This is a genomic window from Paractinoplanes rhizophilus, from assembly GCF_042664765.1.
GTDB classification, from domain to species: Bacteria; Actinomycetota; Actinomycetes; order Mycobacteriales; family Micromonosporaceae; genus Actinoplanes; species Actinoplanes rhizophilus.
This window is the reverse complement of the sequence record NZ_JBHTBJ010000001.1, coordinates 510,867-525,611: the sequence shown is the minus strand read 5'-3', so window position 1 is coordinate 525,611 and position 14,745 is coordinate 510,867. Positions and strand designations below refer to the sequence as shown.

Genomic DNA, 14,745 nt, shown 5'->3' with positions numbered 1-14,745 from the left:
TAAAGTTGAGTACCGCTCAAGAAAGTTAGCACTATCTTGAGCAGGCATTCAAAATCAGGGTGGAGCGGCACGACGGCCACGAGATCTCAGGCGGGAGCGGCATGACGGCCACCAGAGCGCCCCGGCGCGACGCGCGCGACAACGCCGCCAAGCTGCGCAAGGCCGCCCTCGAGCAGTTCCTGGCGAACGGCCTCGACGCGTCGCTCTACGAGATCGCGCGCGCGGCCGGGGTGAGCATCGGCACGCTGTACAACCATTTCGGCGGGCGCGAAGGCCTGATCGACGCCGTCGTTCCCGACGTCCTCGGCGCCCGGCTGCGCGAGTTGGCCGCACGGGTGGACGCGCTGGCCACGCCGAAACAACGCCTGGAAACTTTCGTCCGCGGCATGATCGAGCTGCAGAGCGGCGACCCGGCGCTCAACGACGCCCTGCTGCGACGGTTCCCCGACGCCGTGGCGCTGCTCGACATCTGCGCCGTCTCGACCGACCTGGGCCGCGCCCTGGTCCGCGACGCGCACCGCGACGGCTCGCTCTCGCCCGGCTTCACCGAGGACGATCTGCTCAGCCTCCTCTGGCTGGCCGGCACCGCCAGCCGCGACCCCGCCGTCCCGGCCGGCTGGCGCCGGGTGATCGACCGCGCCCTCGACTCCGCCTGGACCGCCGAGCCCCGAACCGCCGAGCCCTGAACCGCCGAGCGCTGAACCGCCGAGCGCTGAACCGCCGAGCGCTGAACCGCCGAGCGCTGAACCGCCGAGCGCTGAACCGCCGAGCCCTGAACCGCCGAGCCCTGAAACCGCCGAGCCCTGAAACCGCCGAGCCCTGAGATCGTGCCGCCCTGGCCCAACCCCACCTGATCGACATGGCGCCGGCGATCGGCCCCGGCACGGTGTTCGTGCCGCTGCTCAACCGTCGTGCGGCCGAGCCTGGAGCCCGTGGTGCTGACGGGCGCCCCGCTGGTCGAGCTGATCGTCGCGGCCGCCCGCACCGCGGACGCTCACGGCCGCAACCGTGGACAGGCCGTACGACCTTACGTCTAGCGGACCCGCCACCGGGCCGGCTCCCCGTCGGCCGGGCGGACGGCGCCGATCGCGGCCAGGTGCTGCAAGTGCGCGAGCGTCTCGGCCAGGGCCATCCGCCGCAGCATCCCGTGCAGCGCCGCCCAGCCGCGCGACCAGCTCAGCTCCGCCGCGATCTGCCACGCGGTGGGTGCGCCGTGCCGCGCGATCACGCCGAGGATCTCCGCTCCCCGCTCGTCGTGGTGGCGGATCAGGGCGGCGGCGCGGTCGTCGATCTGGCGGAACCGGTATTCGTGGGCGGGCAGCGCCTCGTCGTCGGCGAACTTGGTCACGTGCTCCAGCGAGTCCAGGTAGGCGCCGAGCGGGTCGCCCTCGTCGCCGCCGTGCACGCCGATGTTGGGGCTGATCCGGGGCAGCAGGTGGTCGCCGGTGAGCAGCATGCCGGCGGACTCGTCGTGCAGGCAGAGGTGGCCGGGGGTGTGCCCGGGCGTCCACACCGCGCGCACCTCGTGCCGGGTGAGCGGCAGCAGGTCGCCGTCCTCGATGGCGCGGTCCGGTTCGGCCATGCCGACGAAGGCGGCAATTTTCGCGGGATCCATCGCGATCTCGGCCGCGAAACTTTCCGGTACGCCGTGCCGCAGCAGCCAGGCGCGGTCGCCGGCCGGATCCCGGTCGCGCCACCGACGTGCCGGAAGGGTCTGCGCCTCGACGGGGTGCATGCCGATCCAGGCGCCGCTCCGCTCGCGCACCCAGCCGCTGAGCCCGTGATGGTCGGGGTGCACGTGCGTGGCGACGACGCCGGTGACGTCGGCAATCGCCGCGCCCGCGACGCCGAGGCCGGCAGCCAGCGCTTCCCGGCCCGCAGGGGAGTCCCAACCCGGGTCGATCAGCAGCACGCCGCCGTCGTCGAGGAACGCATAGCTCAGCGTGTACCGCAGCGGGCTGCGCGGGATCGGGACCGGGATCGACCAGACGCCGGGGCGTACCTGCTCGACCGGCGGCAGGACGCGCCGCTGCCAGGCGTCGTGCTGTTCCGTACCTGTGATGATCATGCGCGCACCGGGTGCAGCAGGAAGTCGACCAGGCGCCGGGCATAGGAGGCGGGGTCGAGCTCCGCCCGCTGGCGCGCCGGGGTGGTGATCGCGTGCATCATCGCGCCGCCCACCAGCGTGTCCAGCAGCAGGGTGACCGAGGTGGCGGCGGGGATCTCACCCCGGTCGATGCCGCGGCGCACGATCGCGCGGGCGGCCCGGACCTGCGCCGTACGCATGGCCTCGTAATGTTCGGCGACGCCGGGGATGCTCGCCGCTTCCAGGCTCAGGCGCATCGCGGCCCGGCTGGTGGGGCCGAGGTAGAGGTCGAGCATCTGGGTCGCCAGCTCGATCAGGTCGCCGTGCAGGGTGCCGGTGTCGACGTCGGCGACCTCGGGCAGGCCCAGCGCCAGCGCGTCGGTGAGCAGCGCCTCCTTGTTGTTCCACCGCAGGTAGAGCGACGCCTTGCCGACGCCGGCGCGCCTCGCGACCGCTTCCATCGCGAAACCCGCCCAGCCGGCGTCGCCGAAGACGTCCAGCGCGGCCCGGCCGATCCGCCGGTCGACACCCGGATCCCGGGGCCGGCCGGGCGCCGACGGGGCGTGGGCGCCAGAGGCAGAAGAGGGGCCGGTGGCCGGGGCGGGAGAGGCAGAAGAGAGGCCGGGCGCCGACGGCGTGGCATTCATCGTGGTCGTCCCTCGGCTCGCCTATTGCTGAACGGGAACCGTCAGGATACACGGGGCCCAGCTGAACGCGAAACGTTCAGTATCCGTGAACCTCACCCGAGCAGGGCGGCCAGCGGGTCGGCTGACGCGGGCGGCTCGAACGCCACCGCGTTCGCCATCTCCACCACCATCGTCCGGTACTGCGGCCCGTGCTCCGTGAACGGCGTGGACAGCTCGATCGTCACCAGCCGGTCCCCGCCCGGCGCCGGCACGAACGCCTCCAGCTGCCACACCGGCACCTCGGCCCCGGGCGTGGCCGGATTGGGCAGCGACAGCGTGTGCTCGAAGAACGCGGCCGGCCCGCGCGACAGGTCGACGATGTCCGCCTGCCCTTCCTCCTCCGCCCGCGCCTTGCCGAGCAGCACGTCGCGCAGCACCAGCCGCGGGTTCCGCTCGCCGGGAAAGTCCATCACGGTGACGACCAGCGACGACGTGATCAGCCGGCCGTCGAGCGCCGAGGTGTGCCGCCCGATCCCGCAGTACACCGCGTTCCGCTCGGCCAGCGCCGACAGGAAGAAGTACAGCGAGCTGAACACGAACTCGCCCGCCTCGCGCTGTTCCTCGGTCCCGAGCTCGTCCACCAGCCGCCGGGTCAGGTCCACGGTGGACGCGATGTCCTCGAGCGGCAGCTCCGCGTACCCCTCGGGGATCGACAGCCAGACCGGGATCTCAGTCGTCTCCGCCACCGGTCACTCCGTCCCAGGTCGTGGTGATGGTCTTCTTGGCCGAGCCGACCGTCTTGTTGACGAAGTTGAGCATGTCGGCCGTCGCGCCCGGGATCGACGCGGCGCCCGGCTCCAGCAGCCGCATGCCCTCCAGCGCGTCGCCGATCTTCGGGATCTTGGCGACCTGCTTCATCACGATGCCGGGGTCGTGCGCCACGCTGCTGGCGATGTCGACGATCGTGGGCATGCCGCGCGCGCCCTCGGCGAACAGCTCGCCGCCCGCCTTGATCGACTTGGTGGCCACGCCGACGCCGGGCACCAGCCCGATCACGTCGCCGCCCAGCTGCAGCATCGAGCCCCAGTTGCCGGAGAAGTTTCCGTGCAAGATCTCACCGAGGTCGCCGCGAACTTTCGGGTCGGCCAGCGTGGTGGCCAGCGCCCCGGCCCCGGCGACCAGCGAGACGCCGAGCGCGATCGCGTCGATCGGCGGGGGCGTGCACAGCGCGATCAGCCCCGAGATCGCCGAGACGGTGCTGAGCACCGCGTGGATGTCGTCGAGGTGGTCGGAGACCCAGTCGCCGACCGCGTCGACGGCGTGCGCGATGCCCTTGCCGATCCGGCTCAGCAGGCCGGGCTTGTGCGGCGCGAACTCGGCGGCGTGCTTGAGCTCGCCGGCCGCCCGGTTCGACGCGTCGTCCCACTCGTCGTTGAGGTCGCGCGCCTTTCGTCGTACGGCCGCAAGTTTGTCCTCGGCCGCATCGAGATCGGCGGTCGCGTTCCGCAAGGCGAGCGCGGCGCTGTCGAGCCGTCGTTGCGCGCTCTGCAGCTCGGCGTCGGTGCTGAAGAACTGCCCGGCCAGCCCGAGGTCGGGATTGCCGGCCGCCTGCTGATGCCGCGACTTAGCCGCCTCTACCTCGCGGTTGGCCTGCGCGGCCTCCTGCTCGAGGGCCGCCGCGCGCTGCCGGAACCCGCCGAGCGAGACGCCCCACCCGTGCAGCGTGGTGACCGCCTGGTTCAGCGACTGGTTGGCCTTGCCCAGGTCCTCGATCAGCGTCGAGTTGAGGTGCTGCCGGAAGGCGTCGCCGGCCTGGCCGCGCCACACCGCGGAGTCGTCCGAGCGCAGCCGGCTCATCAGCTCGTTCGCCTGGCGCATCGACGCGGCGGCGGTTGAGATGCGCTGCTGCAGCGACGAAACGCTGTCGACCGAGCCGGGGCAAGGATCAAAACCGATATTCGGGTACGTCGTGACGGCCCCCATGAAATCCGACCCCTCCTAGCGGGATTTTCCGAACTGCGGCGGCCCGCCCGGACGATAGAGCCGCGCCTCGGCCGCCCACGGCGCCTTGCCGGCCGGCTTGTCGCGCGACTCGGTGAACCACACCCGGTACTTGTCGAGCAGATCCCAGTCGACGAACTGGTACGGCGGCGGCAATCGGTCGGCCGCGCCCTCGCGCAGCGCCTTGATGCCGTCCCGCAGCACCTCGTGGTTGAGGTAGGGGTTCCAGGTGAGCCGGATGGCGCCGGCAGCGCCGCCAGGCGGCCGGTAGACCCCGATCGTGGCCGGGTCCCCGGCGAACTCGAGAGTCCCGCCGGGCGGCCCGAGCACCTCGGGCGCCGCGTACGGCCCGCCGTTGAGCCGCCGCAGCTCCGCCTGGGTGTAGAGCTCGCCCAGCCGCTGCCCGCCGTGCGGGTCGAGCACCTGGAACCGCTCCTCGTTGCGCTGCCACCGGTACGACTCCCAGGCGTCGAACGTGAGTAGCGCCTTCCAGGTGTTCGCCTCGGACGCCCAGTGCCCGATCCGGTAGGTCATCCGCTGCCACGGCAGGGCCGCGAGCAGGGAATACGTGTCGACGGCGTTGGCCAGCGCGCGCTTGGCGTCCCGGCCGCCGGACGCGGCGGCGGCCTGCAGCGGCGGGATCGCGGCGGCCAGCGTGGCGGCCAGGCCGGGATCGGCGGCGAGCGCGGAGCCGGGCCGGACGGTGTCAGCGGGTGCCATCGGGCCAGCTCCTAGAGGGCCTGGTTGATCATGCCGAGCGGCTGCTTGAGCGAAGACACCGCGTCGGCGATCGCCTTGTCCGTGCCGGTGTACGCCTGCTGCACGTCGCGCACCGCGCCGGTCGTCTCGGCGACCAGCTCGCCCAGCTGCTTCGCGCCGTACTCCCAGCAGTGCTGGAAGTCCCCGGCGGCGTCGTTGAGCTTGCCGTTGCCCAGCTGGGTGTCGTTGCCGGACAACAGCTTCGGCAGGTCGGCAAGTTGCTGCTGGGCCTGCTGCAACGTCGTGGCGTATTGAGCGAGCGTGTCCAGCTCGACCTGGAAGAACTCGGCCATAGCGGAGGACAGTATCAAAAGTCCGCGATGTGTCTGACCCCTCGACCGGGCCGCACGGCCGCCGGCCGCCGCCGTAGTCCACAAGAGAGCCCGGTCAAGGGCCCGGCACCGGACGTCAGACCGATGCCGGCTCTTTCGCGGCGGATCGGGCGAGCGACCGGAAGGCCTCGGCGACCGGGTCGCCCTGGGCGGCATTTTCCGCGTACGGCAGGGCGAGGACCACCCGGTGAGCGTCCGCGAGGCGTACCGGGACGCGCTCGCGCAGCCGGCTCCGGGCCTCGCCGCCGGTGACCCCCAGCCCGGCCACGTCCACGACGACCGTCAGCGGATCCCACTCCGCCACGCCGTGGTGCCCGAGAACGCTCCCGTCCAGCACGTCCGGCCCGGCCATGCCCGCCAGCCGCAGGCGCAGCAGCTCGGCCCGGTCCAGCGCCGCGTCCAGCAGGCGGTCGCCCTGGCGCGTCATCAGGTCGCGGAACCCGTCGATCGACCGCAGGACCGGCTCGGGCGTGCCGCCCGGCGTGACCTGTTCCAGATCCGCTCGCAGCCGGGCCGGATCGACGAGGTCGCCGCCGGTCAGCACGACGCAGGCCCGCCCGCCGCCGGAGCGTTCCACGCTCTGCGTCACGACCTCGGCGCCGGCCTGGATCGCCGCGGTCGGCAGGCACGGGTGGAAGGCGATGTGAGTGCCCCAGGCCTCGTCGACCAGCAGGGGCACGCCGCGGCGATGGCAGGCCGCGGCGATGGCCTCCACGTTCGCGCCGGAGCCGTAGGCGGTCGGCGTCACGATGGCGACCGCGTCCAGATCCGGATCGCGCTCCATCGCGGCGTCGACGTCCGCGGCCCGCGCCGTGTGCGCGAGGTGCCACTCGGGGTTGTCGCACGGCGGCATCCAGACCGGCCGCGCCCCGGCGTCCCGCAGCGCCCGCACGACGCACCGGTGCAGGTTGCGGTCGATCAGCACCTTGCCGCCCCGGCCGGCGAGCGCGGAGACCACCGCCCGCATCGCCGGACCACAGCTCGTGAAGATCGCTTCACGAGCGCCCACGGCATCGGCGTACCGTCGTTCGGCCTCGTCGACGGCGCTCCCCGGCGCGATCACGTCCACGCCGGCCCGGATACCACGTTTCGGCAAGGTGAAACGCCCTGGTTCCGGCGGGCCGAACGCGGGTACGTCCCGGACATCGAGCGATGAAGGAGGAAACATGTCCGATCCGCGAGTGGTGGTGGTCACCGGCGCGAGCGGCGGGGTCGGCCGGGCGGTGGCGCGGCGGTTCGGCGCGCGCGGCGACCGGGTGGCGTTGCTGGCACGGGGCGAGAAGGGCCTGGACGCGGCGGCCGACGAGATCACCCGCGCGGGTGGCCGGGCGATGCCGCTGCCGGTGGACGTGGCCGATTTCGACGCGGTCGACGCCGCCGCCGCGAAGGCGGAGAGCGAGCTCGGTCCGATCGACATCTGGGTCAACACCGCGTTCTCCTCGGTCTTCGCGGCGTTCGGCGACATCCGGCCGGAGGAGTTCCGGCGGGTCACCGAGGTCTCGTACCTGGGTTACGTGTACGGCACCCGGGCCGCCCTGAGCCGCATGAAGCCCCGCGACCGCGGCACCATCGTGCAGGTCGGGTCCGCGCTCGCGTACCGCGGCATCCCGCTGCAAACCGCCTATTGCGGCGCCAAGCACGCGATCCAGGGCTTCAACGAGGCGCTGCGCTGCGAGCTGCTGCACTCCGGCAGCGGCGTGCGGACCACGATGGTGCAGCTGCCGGCGGTCAACACCCCGCAGTTCACCTGGCTGCGGTCCCGGCTGCGCCGGCACGCGCAGCCGGTCCCGCCCATCTACCAGCCCGAGGTGGCGGCGCAGGCGATCGTGTACGCGGCCGACCACCCGCGCCGCCGCGAGTATTGGGTCGGCGCCTCGACGGCCGGCACGCTGCTCGCGAACGCCGTCGCGCCGGGCATCCTGGACCGCTACCTGGCGCGCACCGGCGTCGACTCGCAGCAGACCGACCAGCCGCACGACCCCGACGCGCCCGGCAACCTGTGGCAGCCGGCCGACGGCGAGCGCGGCCACGACTACGGCGCGCACGGCGAGTTCGACGACCGCGCCAAGCCGCGCAGCCTGCAGGTGTGGGCGTCGCAGCACCACGGACTGCTGGGGGCGGCGGGCGCGGCGGTCCTGGCCCTGGGCGCCCTCGGGATAGGCGCCGCGCGCCGGTGACCAGAAATCCGAAACGCGCCTTGCCGAAAGGCACGAAGCAGGGGCGGGTCATGGCGACGCGTGGCCGGGTGCTGATCGCCGGGGCGGCCGTCGTGCTGCTGTGGGCCGGCTTCGCGTACGACCTGTCCCGGCCGGCCGATGCGAAGCAGTACCGGCGGACCATGGTCCAGGTGGCCGAGGCCGCGCACGACGCCACCCGGACCGGCGGCCTGGTCGGCGCGCAGGAGCTGGCCGGCAACGTCACCGCCGCGTACGCCACCACCGCCTTCGACGACGCGACGAAGGCCCTCGCCGGCGCGCAGCACAAGTTCGCCGGCGAGGGCCCGCCCGACGACTCCTCGGCGGCCCTGCGCGACCGGTTGAGCCCGCTGCTGTCCGACGCGGTGATCGCTCTCGGCGACACGGCGCAGGCGCCCGACGACCAGGCGTTGCGCGATGGCACCCACCGGTTGGACATGATCGCTGGAAAGTTGCGCGCGTTCGTCGTGGCGTACGCGTCATGAAGCGTTTCCTGGCGGTCGCCCTCGGGATCCTGACGGCGATCGGGGGCTTCGTCGACATCGGCGACATCGTGGCGAACGGCGAGGCGGGCGCCCGGTTCGGGATCGCCCACGTCTGGGTGCTGGTGCTCGGCGTGATCGGCATCTGCGCCTTCGCCGAGATGAGCGGCCGGGTCACCGCGGTGAGCGGCCGTCCGGTGTTCGACCTGGTGCGGGAGCGGCTCGGGCCGCGCGTCGCCCTCGCCAACCTGGGCGGGTCGCTGCTGGTCACCGTGCTCACCCTGGGCGCCGAGATCGGCGGCGTGGGCCTGGCCCTGCAGCTGGCGACCAGCGTGAGCTACCTGCTGTGGGTGCCGGTGGTCGCCTTCGTGCTGTGGGTGGCGCTGTGGCGTGCGAAGTTCAGCGTGCTGGAGAACGTCTTCGGGCTCACCGGCCTGGCCCTGATCGTCTTCGTCATCGCCTATTTCCGGCTCGGCGTCAGCCCCGGCGAGCTGTGGCACCCCGGCCCGCCCGAGGGGGAGGACTGGGGCACGTACTGGTTCTTCGCGGTCGCCCTGTTCGCGTCGGCGCTCACCCCGTACGAGGTCTTCTTCTTCTCCTCGGGCGCGGTCGAGGAGCGCTGGACGCGCAAGGATCTGCTCACCTCCCGGGTGAACGTCTTCGTGGGCTTTCCGCTCGGCGGGCTGCTCGCTTTCGCGCTGATGCTCACCTCGGCCGCCGTCTTCCACCCGCTGCACACCTCGGTGGACACGCTTTCGCAGGTGGCGATGCCGGCCGCGGTGACCCTCGGCAAGCTCGGCCTGGCGGTCGCGATCCTCGGCTTCTTCGCGGCAACTTTCGGCGCCGCGATGGAAACCGGACTGTCCACCGGCTACACGGTCGCGCAATATCTCGGCTGGAACTGGGGAAAGTTGCGCAAGCCGCGCGAGGCCGCCCGGTTCCACACCGTGGTGATCGCCGGCATCCTGGTCGGCGTCGCGGTGCTGTTCACCACGATCGACCCGATCCAGCTCACCGAGTACACCCTGCTGTTCAGCGCGGTCGCGCTGCCGCTGACGTACCTGCCGATCCTGGTCGTCGCGAACGACCGCGGCTACCTCGGCGACCGGGTGAACGGCCGGCTCGCCAACTTTCTCGGCGTCATCTACCTCGTCATCGTGCTCGCCGCCGCGGTCGCGGCGATCCCGCTCATGGTCATCACCCGGATGGGAGCAGGCTGACATGCGCAACGTCATCATCCGGAGAGGAGGCGGCTGACATGCTCATCGGCTTCGACCTGCTGGACCGGCAGATCGTCGACCGGGACGGCGAGCCCGTCGGCAAGGTCGACGACGTCGAGCTCACCTACGACGAGCAGGGCGTCCCGCGGATCACCGGGCTGTTGCTCGGCCAGCAGGCGCTCGGCGAGCGGATCGGCGGCGGCCTCGGCCGGTGGATCGCGGCGGTCGCCCGGCGGATGTCCGAGCCGCCCGGCCGGCCGCCCCTGCGGATCGCCTTCGACCTGGTGGCGAGCGTCGACAGCGCCGTGCACCTCGCGGTCGCGCGCGAGCTGTTGCCCGACCCGCCGCTGGAACTCTGGCTGCGCGACCATCTGATCGGCCGGATCCCCGGGGCCCGCCATGAGTGACGGCTCCGCCGAGACCAGGGGACGCGCCGGCGACCTCCTGGGCCGCCGGATCGGCGCCGGCCGCATCGCCGACCTGATCACCGACGACGACGGCCGGGTCGTCGCCGCGATCGTGGTGAAGGGACGCTGGGGGCGGCTGCTCGGGTACGAGCGCGCCGAGACCACCGGCCCGTGGCTGCTGGAACAGTTCGCCCGCCGGGTCTGGCGCCGCAACGCCGTCGAAGTCGCCTGGGCCGATCTGGACCTGCGCGTGTAGCCGCGCCGGCCCGGGGCATACCCGGGAAATGCGTGCCGTCATCATCAACTGCACCCTCAAGCCCTCGCCCGCGCCGTCCAACACCGAGGCTCTCGCCCGGGTGGTCGCCGAGGCCCTCGAGCAGGACGGCGTGACCGTCGACTGGGTCCGGGCCGTGGACCACGACATCAAGCCGGGCGTCGAGAGCGACATGGGCGACGGCGACGCCTGGCCGGACATCCGCCGGCGGATCCTCGCCGCCGAGATCCTCATCATCGCGACGCCGACCTGGGTGGGCCGGCCGTCCTCGGTGGCCCAGCGGGTGATCGAGCGGATGGACGCGATGCTCTCCGAGACCGACGAGCAGGGGCGCCCGGTCGCCTACAACCGGGTCGCCGGCGTGGTCAACACCGGCAACGAGGACGGCGCCCACCACGTGATCAGCGAGATCTCCGGCTCGCTCGCCGACATCGGGTTCACCATCCCCGGACAGGCCTGGACCTACTGGCACCTCGGGCCGGGCGCCGGCCCGGACTACCTCGACGACCAGCGCGGCCACGACTGGGCCGCGAAGACCGGCCGCGCCATGGCGCGCAACCTGGTCACGGTGGCCCGCGCGCTGGTCGCCACGCCGATACAACCGCCCCCGGAATGATCTGGGTGGTGGCCCACCGGGGGACAGCCGTGTGCTCCCGGAGCGCCGGCGCTGGAGTACGGTGCCTTCCCGAGCGCTCGGGAAGGCAGGGAAATGGACGCGAGCTGCCGGCTGCGCCTCCCGGGCGCAGGCGTGCACGCCGGCCATGCCGCGGTGCGAACTCCTCGGGCCGGAGTCGTTCGGGGGAGCCGGTGACAGTTCAGGCCGCTCCGCCCCGCTGGTCGATGCCGGCGAGCGCGGCGCCCGCATCGTCATGAAGTCGTGGAGTTTGTCGCCGGGCGCGGTGGGCATGCATCAGACAAAACGGAGGGGGAGGCGATGGCGGGGCCGCTGGCCTGGACGGTCGACCTCGACGACGGGCTCGCCGTGGTCGTCGTCCGCGGCACGCTCGTGCTCGGCAAAGCCGAACAGCTCCGCGTCGCGTTGCTGAAATGCCTCGCCGAGCAGCCGGACGCCCTCCTGGTCGACCTGGCCGCCCTCGAGGTCGCCGACGACACGGCGCTCTCGCTGTTCACGGCGGTGTCCCAGCAGGCCGAGAACTGGCCCGGCACCCCGCTGCTGCTGTGCGCCCCGTCGCCCCCGGTGGCCGAGCTGCTCGAGCGGGGACGCCACGGCAACGTGCCGGTGTACGCCGGCGTGGCGCAGGCCCGGCGCGCGGTGGCGGAGGGCCGCGCCGCCGTCCCGTCGGTCACCGACGAGCTGCTGCCGATCGCCGGCGCCGTGCGGCACGCCCGCAACCTGGTCACCGAGGCCTGCCTCGCCTGGGACCTGCCCGAGCTGGTGGGCTCGGCGAGCCTGGTGGTCAGCGAGCTCGTCTCCAATGCGGTCGAGCACGCCGGCACGATGATGACGGTCCGGGTCACCCGGCGAGGCCGCTACGTGCACATCGCGGTGCGCGACGGGTCGCCGCGGGAGCCGGTCGCCGGCACGCCCGGCAGCCTCAGCGACCGGGGACGCGGGCTGGTGCTGGTGAACACCGTCGCCGAGCACTGGGGCTCGCTGCCCACGCGGGACGGCAAGGTGGTCTGGGCGACGCTCGCCGCGCCTTGACGCTCGCGCTACGAGCGGATGAGGTCCTGCAAACCCGAGGCCGCGACGATCTTGGCCACGTACGGCTGGAGCCCGGTCACCCGGACCTCGACGTTCCGGACGCGGGCCGCCTCGTACAGGCCGACCAGCACGCCTATCCCGGCCGCGTCGAGCAGCGGCACGCCGGTCAGGTCGAGCCGCATCCGCCGCATCCGGCCGCCGTCGCGCAGCGCCATCAGCAGCTCCTCGCGCAGGTGGCCGGCGTTGTCGCGGTCGAGCTCGCCGGTGACGTGCGACTCGATGACGTCGCCGCGATAGATGGTGGCCACCGCCAGCCGGTGGTCGGTCTCGTCCGCGCCGGTCCACGGCGGCGCGACGTCGCTCAGCATCGCCCGCCGCAGCCAGGCCAGCGCCCGGGCCAGCAGCCGGGACACGTGCATCTGTGAGACGCCCAGCTCGCGGGCGATGTCGGCCTGGCTCAGGTTGCCGTAGAACCGCAGCCCGAGGATCCGCCGCTCGCGCTCGGGCAGCCGGCAGATCAGCCGGTCCACCGTCGCCCGGTCGTCGACCAGGTCGAGACCGGGGTCGGGGGCGCCCATCATGTCGCCCATCTCCATGCCGTCGTACCCGTCGGCCTGCGCGTTCAGCGAGCCCGGCGCGTAGGCGGCCCCGGACACCTGCGCCTCGCGCACCTCGGCCACGTCGATGCCGAGCCGGGCGGCGATCTCGTCGTCGCTGGGCCGCCGCGACAGGCCGGCGGTCAGCGCCGCGCGGGCCTGACCCACCTCCAGGCTCAGGTCCTGCATCCGCCGGGGGACGTGGACACCCCAGCCGTGGTTGCGGAAGTGCCGTTTGATCTCTCCGGTGATGGTGACTATCGCGTACGCCGTGAACGAGCCGCGCTCCGGGTCGTACCGGTTCACCGACTTCACCAGGCCCAGCCGGGCCACCTGCTCGAGGTCGTCGGCGGGCTCGCCCCGGCCGCGGTAGCGCCGGGCCAGCCGCCGGGCGAAGGGGAGGGCCAGTCCGACGAAGTCCGACCGCAGGCGCTCCCGGGTGGGGTCGTCGGCCCCGTCGCAGGCCCGCGTGTACTCGTCCGCGGCGAGGTCGAGATCCTCCAGCGGTTCGTACCCGTCGGTGTTCGCCATACGACCCCCTGTGGCTATTTGCCGAGTGTCAACCACCGAGCCTTGCCCCGCACGTATGAATCCAAACAATCCCACGATGCGCTGAGTTGCGTTTCGGTTGTGCGGTTTCTCCCGGCCGAAGCCGCCCCGGCGCGCTTCCCGAACAGGACAGGGCGCCGAGATACGGCGTCTTCGGCTTGTTGGGGGTTCACGCGTGCTGCTCGCGCCGCTTCGGGAGCGCAACTACCGGCTGTGGGCCGGCGCCGACCTGGTGTCGACCGCCGGCACCTGGATGCAGGTGCTCGGCCTGAACTGGGTCATCCTCGCCACCACCGGCTCGGCCGCGATGATGGGCGCGGTCGTGATGGCACAGTCGCTGCCGGTGCTGCTGCTCGGCAGCTGGGGCGGCGCGCTCGCCGACCGGCTCCCGGCCCGCCCGGCGCTGATCCTCTGCCAGGCGCTGCGCGCGGTCCTCGCGTTCGCGCTGCTCAGCGGCGACAGCCACGTCCTGATCTTCGCGGTCGCGCTGGCCTCCGGCGTGATCAGCGCGTTCGAGGGCCCGATGCTCGGCCGCTTCGGCTCGGCGCTGGTGCCCCGCGAGACCCTCGGCTCGGCCCTGGCGCTCGGCTCGGTGCTCAGCTCGGCCGGCCGGATCGGCGGCATGGCGCTCGGCGGCGTGCTGGTCGGCCTCACCGGCCCCGCCGTCCTCTTCGTCATCAACGGCGTCTCCTACCTCGCCGTGATCGGTGCGCTGGCCGCGATGCGCTCCGGCCAGATGCGCACTCTGCCGCGCGCCGCCGCCGGCGAGGGCGGCATGGTGGCCGGCCTGCGTTATGTCATGAGCCGTCCGGTCGTGCTGATCGTGCTGGGCTTGTCGTTCGTGCTCGGCTCGCTGGGCCGCAACTACCAGGTCAGCATGGCCGCGATGGCGGCCGGCCCGCTGCACGGCGGCTCCGGCGCCTACGGCCTGCTCTCCACCGTCTTCGCGGTCGGCGCCGTGGCCGGCGGCCTCCTGCTCGCCGGCAGCGGCCGCTCCACCCTGAAGGTCCTGGTCGGCACCGGCGTGGCGATCAGCCTCCTGCAGCTCGTCTCCGGCCTCGCCCCCAGCGTCCTCGGCTTCGCCGCCGTGCTGCTGCCCATCGCCGCCGGCGCCGTCGTCTTTGACACCGTCGTGTCCACCCGCGTCCAGCTCGACACCCGCGAGGACATGCGCGGCCGCGTCCTGGCCACGATGGGCATCGTGTCGTCGCTGTCGGGCATCGTCGGCGCCCCCGCGGTCGGCTGGCTGGCCGACACCCTGGGCGCTCGCGGCGGCCTGATCCTGTGCGGTCTCGTGACCACCGTCGTCGCGCTGGCCGGCGCGGCCGCGCTGGCCCGCCTGCACGGCGTGGCGCTGCCGGTCCTGCGCCGCCCGGCCGAGCAGCCCGCCTGACCCGGGCCGCCGTGCCCGGCGCGCCCGGCTCCTGCCCGCCGTGCCCGGCTCGCTGCCTGCCGCGCCCGGCTCGTGGCCGGTAACGGTACGTGCGGCCGGTTCCGCGAGGTGGCTGGTCACGGTGGGTTGCCATGGCGCGGGTCGTGGCTGGGCGCGCTG

Annotated in this window: 17 protein-coding genes; 9 read left to right on the top strand and 8 right to left on the bottom strand. The window is 73.0% G+C overall.

Going from position 1 to position 14,745, the window contains the following annotated elements:
* The first annotated feature begins 101 nt into the window (after window positions 1-101).
* Complete coding sequence (locus ACFQS1_RS02355; protein ID WP_378964226.1) at window positions 102-686, top strand: TetR/AcrR family transcriptional regulator; 585 nt, start codon at window positions 102-104, stop codon at window positions 684-686.
* Between the two features lie 347 nt (window positions 687-1,033).
* On the opposite strand, the gene ACFQS1_RS02350 is transcribed toward ACFQS1_RS02355, so the two are convergent.
* The 7 genes from ACFQS1_RS02350 to ACFQS1_RS02320 form a co-directional block, all read right to left on the bottom strand.
* Window positions 1,034-2,068 carry an MBL fold metallo-hydrolase gene (locus tag ACFQS1_RS02350; protein WP_378964225.1) on the bottom strand — a complete coding sequence of 345 codons (1,035 nt, stop codon included), beginning with the start codon at window positions 2,066-2,068 and terminating at the stop codon, window positions 1,034-1,036.
* Window positions 2,065-2,733 (bottom strand): TetR/AcrR family transcriptional regulator, encoded by a 669-nt coding sequence (locus tag ACFQS1_RS02345; RefSeq protein WP_378964223.1) that lies wholly within the window; start codon window positions 2,731-2,733, stop codon window positions 2,065-2,067. Before ACFQS1_RS02345 ends, ACFQS1_RS02350 begins: the two co-directional genes overlap by 4 nt.
* 92 nt (window positions 2,734-2,825) lie before the next feature.
* Complete coding sequence (locus ACFQS1_RS02340; protein ID WP_378964222.1) at window positions 2,826-3,458, bottom strand: hypothetical protein; 633 nt, start codon at window positions 3,456-3,458, stop codon at window positions 2,826-2,828.
* On the bottom strand, window positions 3,442-4,695 hold the full coding sequence (locus tag ACFQS1_RS02335) for a hypothetical protein (RefSeq protein ID WP_378964221.1): 1,254 nt from the start codon (window positions 4,693-4,695) through the stop codon (window positions 3,442-3,444). Before ACFQS1_RS02335 ends, ACFQS1_RS02340 begins: the two co-directional genes overlap by 17 nt.
* Before the next feature lie 15 nt (window positions 4,696-4,710).
* Complete coding sequence (locus ACFQS1_RS02330; protein WP_378964220.1) at window positions 4,711-5,433, bottom strand: hypothetical protein; 723 nt, start codon at window positions 5,431-5,433, stop codon at window positions 4,711-4,713.
* Between the two features lie 11 nt (window positions 5,434-5,444).
* Entirely contained in the window at window positions 5,445-5,765 is a 321-nt protein-coding gene (locus tag ACFQS1_RS02325; protein WP_378964219.1) for a hypothetical protein, read from the bottom strand.
* Between the two features lie 115 nt (window positions 5,766-5,880).
* Window positions 5,881-6,900 carry an aminotransferase class I/II-fold pyridoxal phosphate-dependent enzyme gene (locus ACFQS1_RS02320; RefSeq protein WP_378964218.1) on the bottom strand — a complete coding sequence of 340 codons (1,020 nt, stop codon included), beginning with the start codon at window positions 6,898-6,900 and terminating at the stop codon, window positions 5,881-5,883.
* A 70-nt stretch (window positions 6,901-6,970) separates the two neighbouring features.
* Between ACFQS1_RS02320 and ACFQS1_RS02315 the strand changes: the two genes are divergently transcribed.
* From ACFQS1_RS02315 to ACFQS1_RS02285, 7 genes are all read left to right on the top strand, one after another.
* On the top strand, window positions 6,971-7,981 hold the full coding sequence (locus ACFQS1_RS02315) for an SDR family oxidoreductase (protein ID WP_378964216.1): 1,011 nt from the start codon (window positions 6,971-6,973) through the stop codon (window positions 7,979-7,981).
* Between the two features lie 50 nt (window positions 7,982-8,031).
* Entirely contained in the window at window positions 8,032-8,484 is a 453-nt protein-coding gene (locus ACFQS1_RS02310) for a hypothetical protein (RefSeq protein WP_378964215.1), read from the top strand.
* The gene (locus tag ACFQS1_RS02305; protein ID WP_378964213.1) at window positions 8,481-9,701 is read left to right on the top strand and encodes an NRAMP family divalent metal transporter; all 1,221 of its coding nucleotides are present in this window, start codon (window positions 8,481-8,483) and stop codon (window positions 9,699-9,701) included. The genes ACFQS1_RS02310 and ACFQS1_RS02305 overlap by 4 nt, the downstream gene beginning before the upstream one ends.
* Before the next feature lie 38 nt (window positions 9,702-9,739).
* Window positions 9,740-10,108, top strand: a complete 369-nt coding sequence (locus ACFQS1_RS02300) for a PRC-barrel domain-containing protein (protein ID WP_378964212.1) — start codon at window positions 9,740-9,742, stop codon at window positions 10,106-10,108.
* A complete protein-coding gene (locus ACFQS1_RS02295) occupies window positions 10,101-10,364 on the top strand; it encodes a hypothetical protein (protein ID WP_378964211.1) in 264 nt (87 codons plus the stop codon). Before ACFQS1_RS02300 ends, ACFQS1_RS02295 begins: the two co-directional genes overlap by 8 nt.
* Before the next feature lie 28 nt (window positions 10,365-10,392).
* A complete protein-coding gene (locus ACFQS1_RS02290) occupies window positions 10,393-10,998 on the top strand; it encodes a flavodoxin family protein (protein ID WP_378964210.1) in 606 nt (201 codons plus the stop codon).
* 318 nt (window positions 10,999-11,316) lie between these two features.
* Complete coding sequence (locus tag ACFQS1_RS02285) at window positions 11,317-12,048, top strand: ATP-binding protein (protein WP_378964209.1); 732 nt, start codon at window positions 11,317-11,319, stop codon at window positions 12,046-12,048.
* Between the two features lie 8 nt (window positions 12,049-12,056).
* Here the strand turns inward: ACFQS1_RS02285 and ACFQS1_RS02280 are convergent, their stop codons facing one another.
* Window positions 12,057-13,175: a sigma-70 family RNA polymerase sigma factor gene (locus ACFQS1_RS02280; RefSeq protein ID WP_378964208.1), complete on the bottom strand. Its 1,119-nt coding sequence runs from the start codon at window positions 13,173-13,175 to the stop codon at window positions 12,057-12,059.
* 193 nt (window positions 13,176-13,368) lie between these two features.
* Here ACFQS1_RS02280 and ACFQS1_RS02275 point away from each other — a divergent pair, with 193 nt between their 5' ends.
* Window positions 13,369-14,586 (top strand): MFS transporter, encoded by a 1,218-nt coding sequence (locus tag ACFQS1_RS02275; protein ID WP_378964206.1) that lies wholly within the window; start codon window positions 13,369-13,371, stop codon window positions 14,584-14,586.
* The last annotated feature ends 159 nt before the right edge of the window (window positions 14,587-14,745 follow it).

Coding starts and splice junctions, on each gene's coding strand:
- ACFQS1_RS02290 (WP_378964210.1), top strand. CDS start 10,393: ATGCGTGCCGTCATCATCAACTGCACCCTCAAGCCCTCGCCCGCGCCG.
- ACFQS1_RS02315 (WP_378964216.1), top strand. CDS start 6,971: ATGTCCGATCCGCGAGTGGTGGTGGTCACCGGCGCGAGCGGCGGGGTC.
- ACFQS1_RS02300 (WP_378964212.1), top strand. CDS start 9,740: ATGCTCATCGGCTTCGACCTGCTGGACCGGCAGATCGTCGACCGGGAC.
- ACFQS1_RS02280 (WP_378964208.1), bottom strand. CDS start 13,175: ATGGCGAACACCGACGGGTACGAACCGCTGGAGGATCTCGACCTCGCC.
- ACFQS1_RS02285 (WP_378964209.1), top strand. CDS start 11,317: ATGGCGGGGCCGCTGGCCTGGACGGTCGACCTCGACGACGGGCTCGCC.
- ACFQS1_RS02295 (WP_378964211.1), top strand. CDS start 10,101: ATGAGTGACGGCTCCGCCGAGACCAGGGGACGCGCCGGCGACCTCCTG.
- ACFQS1_RS02330 (WP_378964220.1), bottom strand. CDS start 5,433: ATGGCACCCGCTGACACCGTCCGGCCCGGCTCCGCGCTCGCCGCCGAT.
- ACFQS1_RS02305 (WP_378964213.1), top strand. CDS start 8,481: ATGAAGCGTTTCCTGGCGGTCGCCCTCGGGATCCTGACGGCGATCGGG.
- ACFQS1_RS02310 (WP_378964215.1), top strand. CDS start 8,032: ATGGCGACGCGTGGCCGGGTGCTGATCGCCGGGGCGGCCGTCGTGCTG.
- ACFQS1_RS02335 (WP_378964221.1), bottom strand. CDS start 4,695: ATGGGGGCCGTCACGACGTACCCGAATATCGGTTTTGATCCTTGCCCC.
- ACFQS1_RS02345 (WP_378964223.1), bottom strand. CDS start 2,733: ATGAATGCCACGCCGTCGGCGCCCGGCCTCTCTTCTGCCTCTCCCGCC.
- ACFQS1_RS02325 (WP_378964219.1), bottom strand. CDS start 5,765: ATGGCCGAGTTCTTCCAGGTCGAGCTGGACACGCTCGCTCAATACGCC.
- ACFQS1_RS02350 (WP_378964225.1), bottom strand. CDS start 2,068: ATGATCATCACAGGTACGGAACAGCACGACGCCTGGCAGCGGCGCGTC.
- ACFQS1_RS02355 (WP_378964226.1), top strand. CDS start 102: ATGACGGCCACCAGAGCGCCCCGGCGCGACGCGCGCGACAACGCCGCC.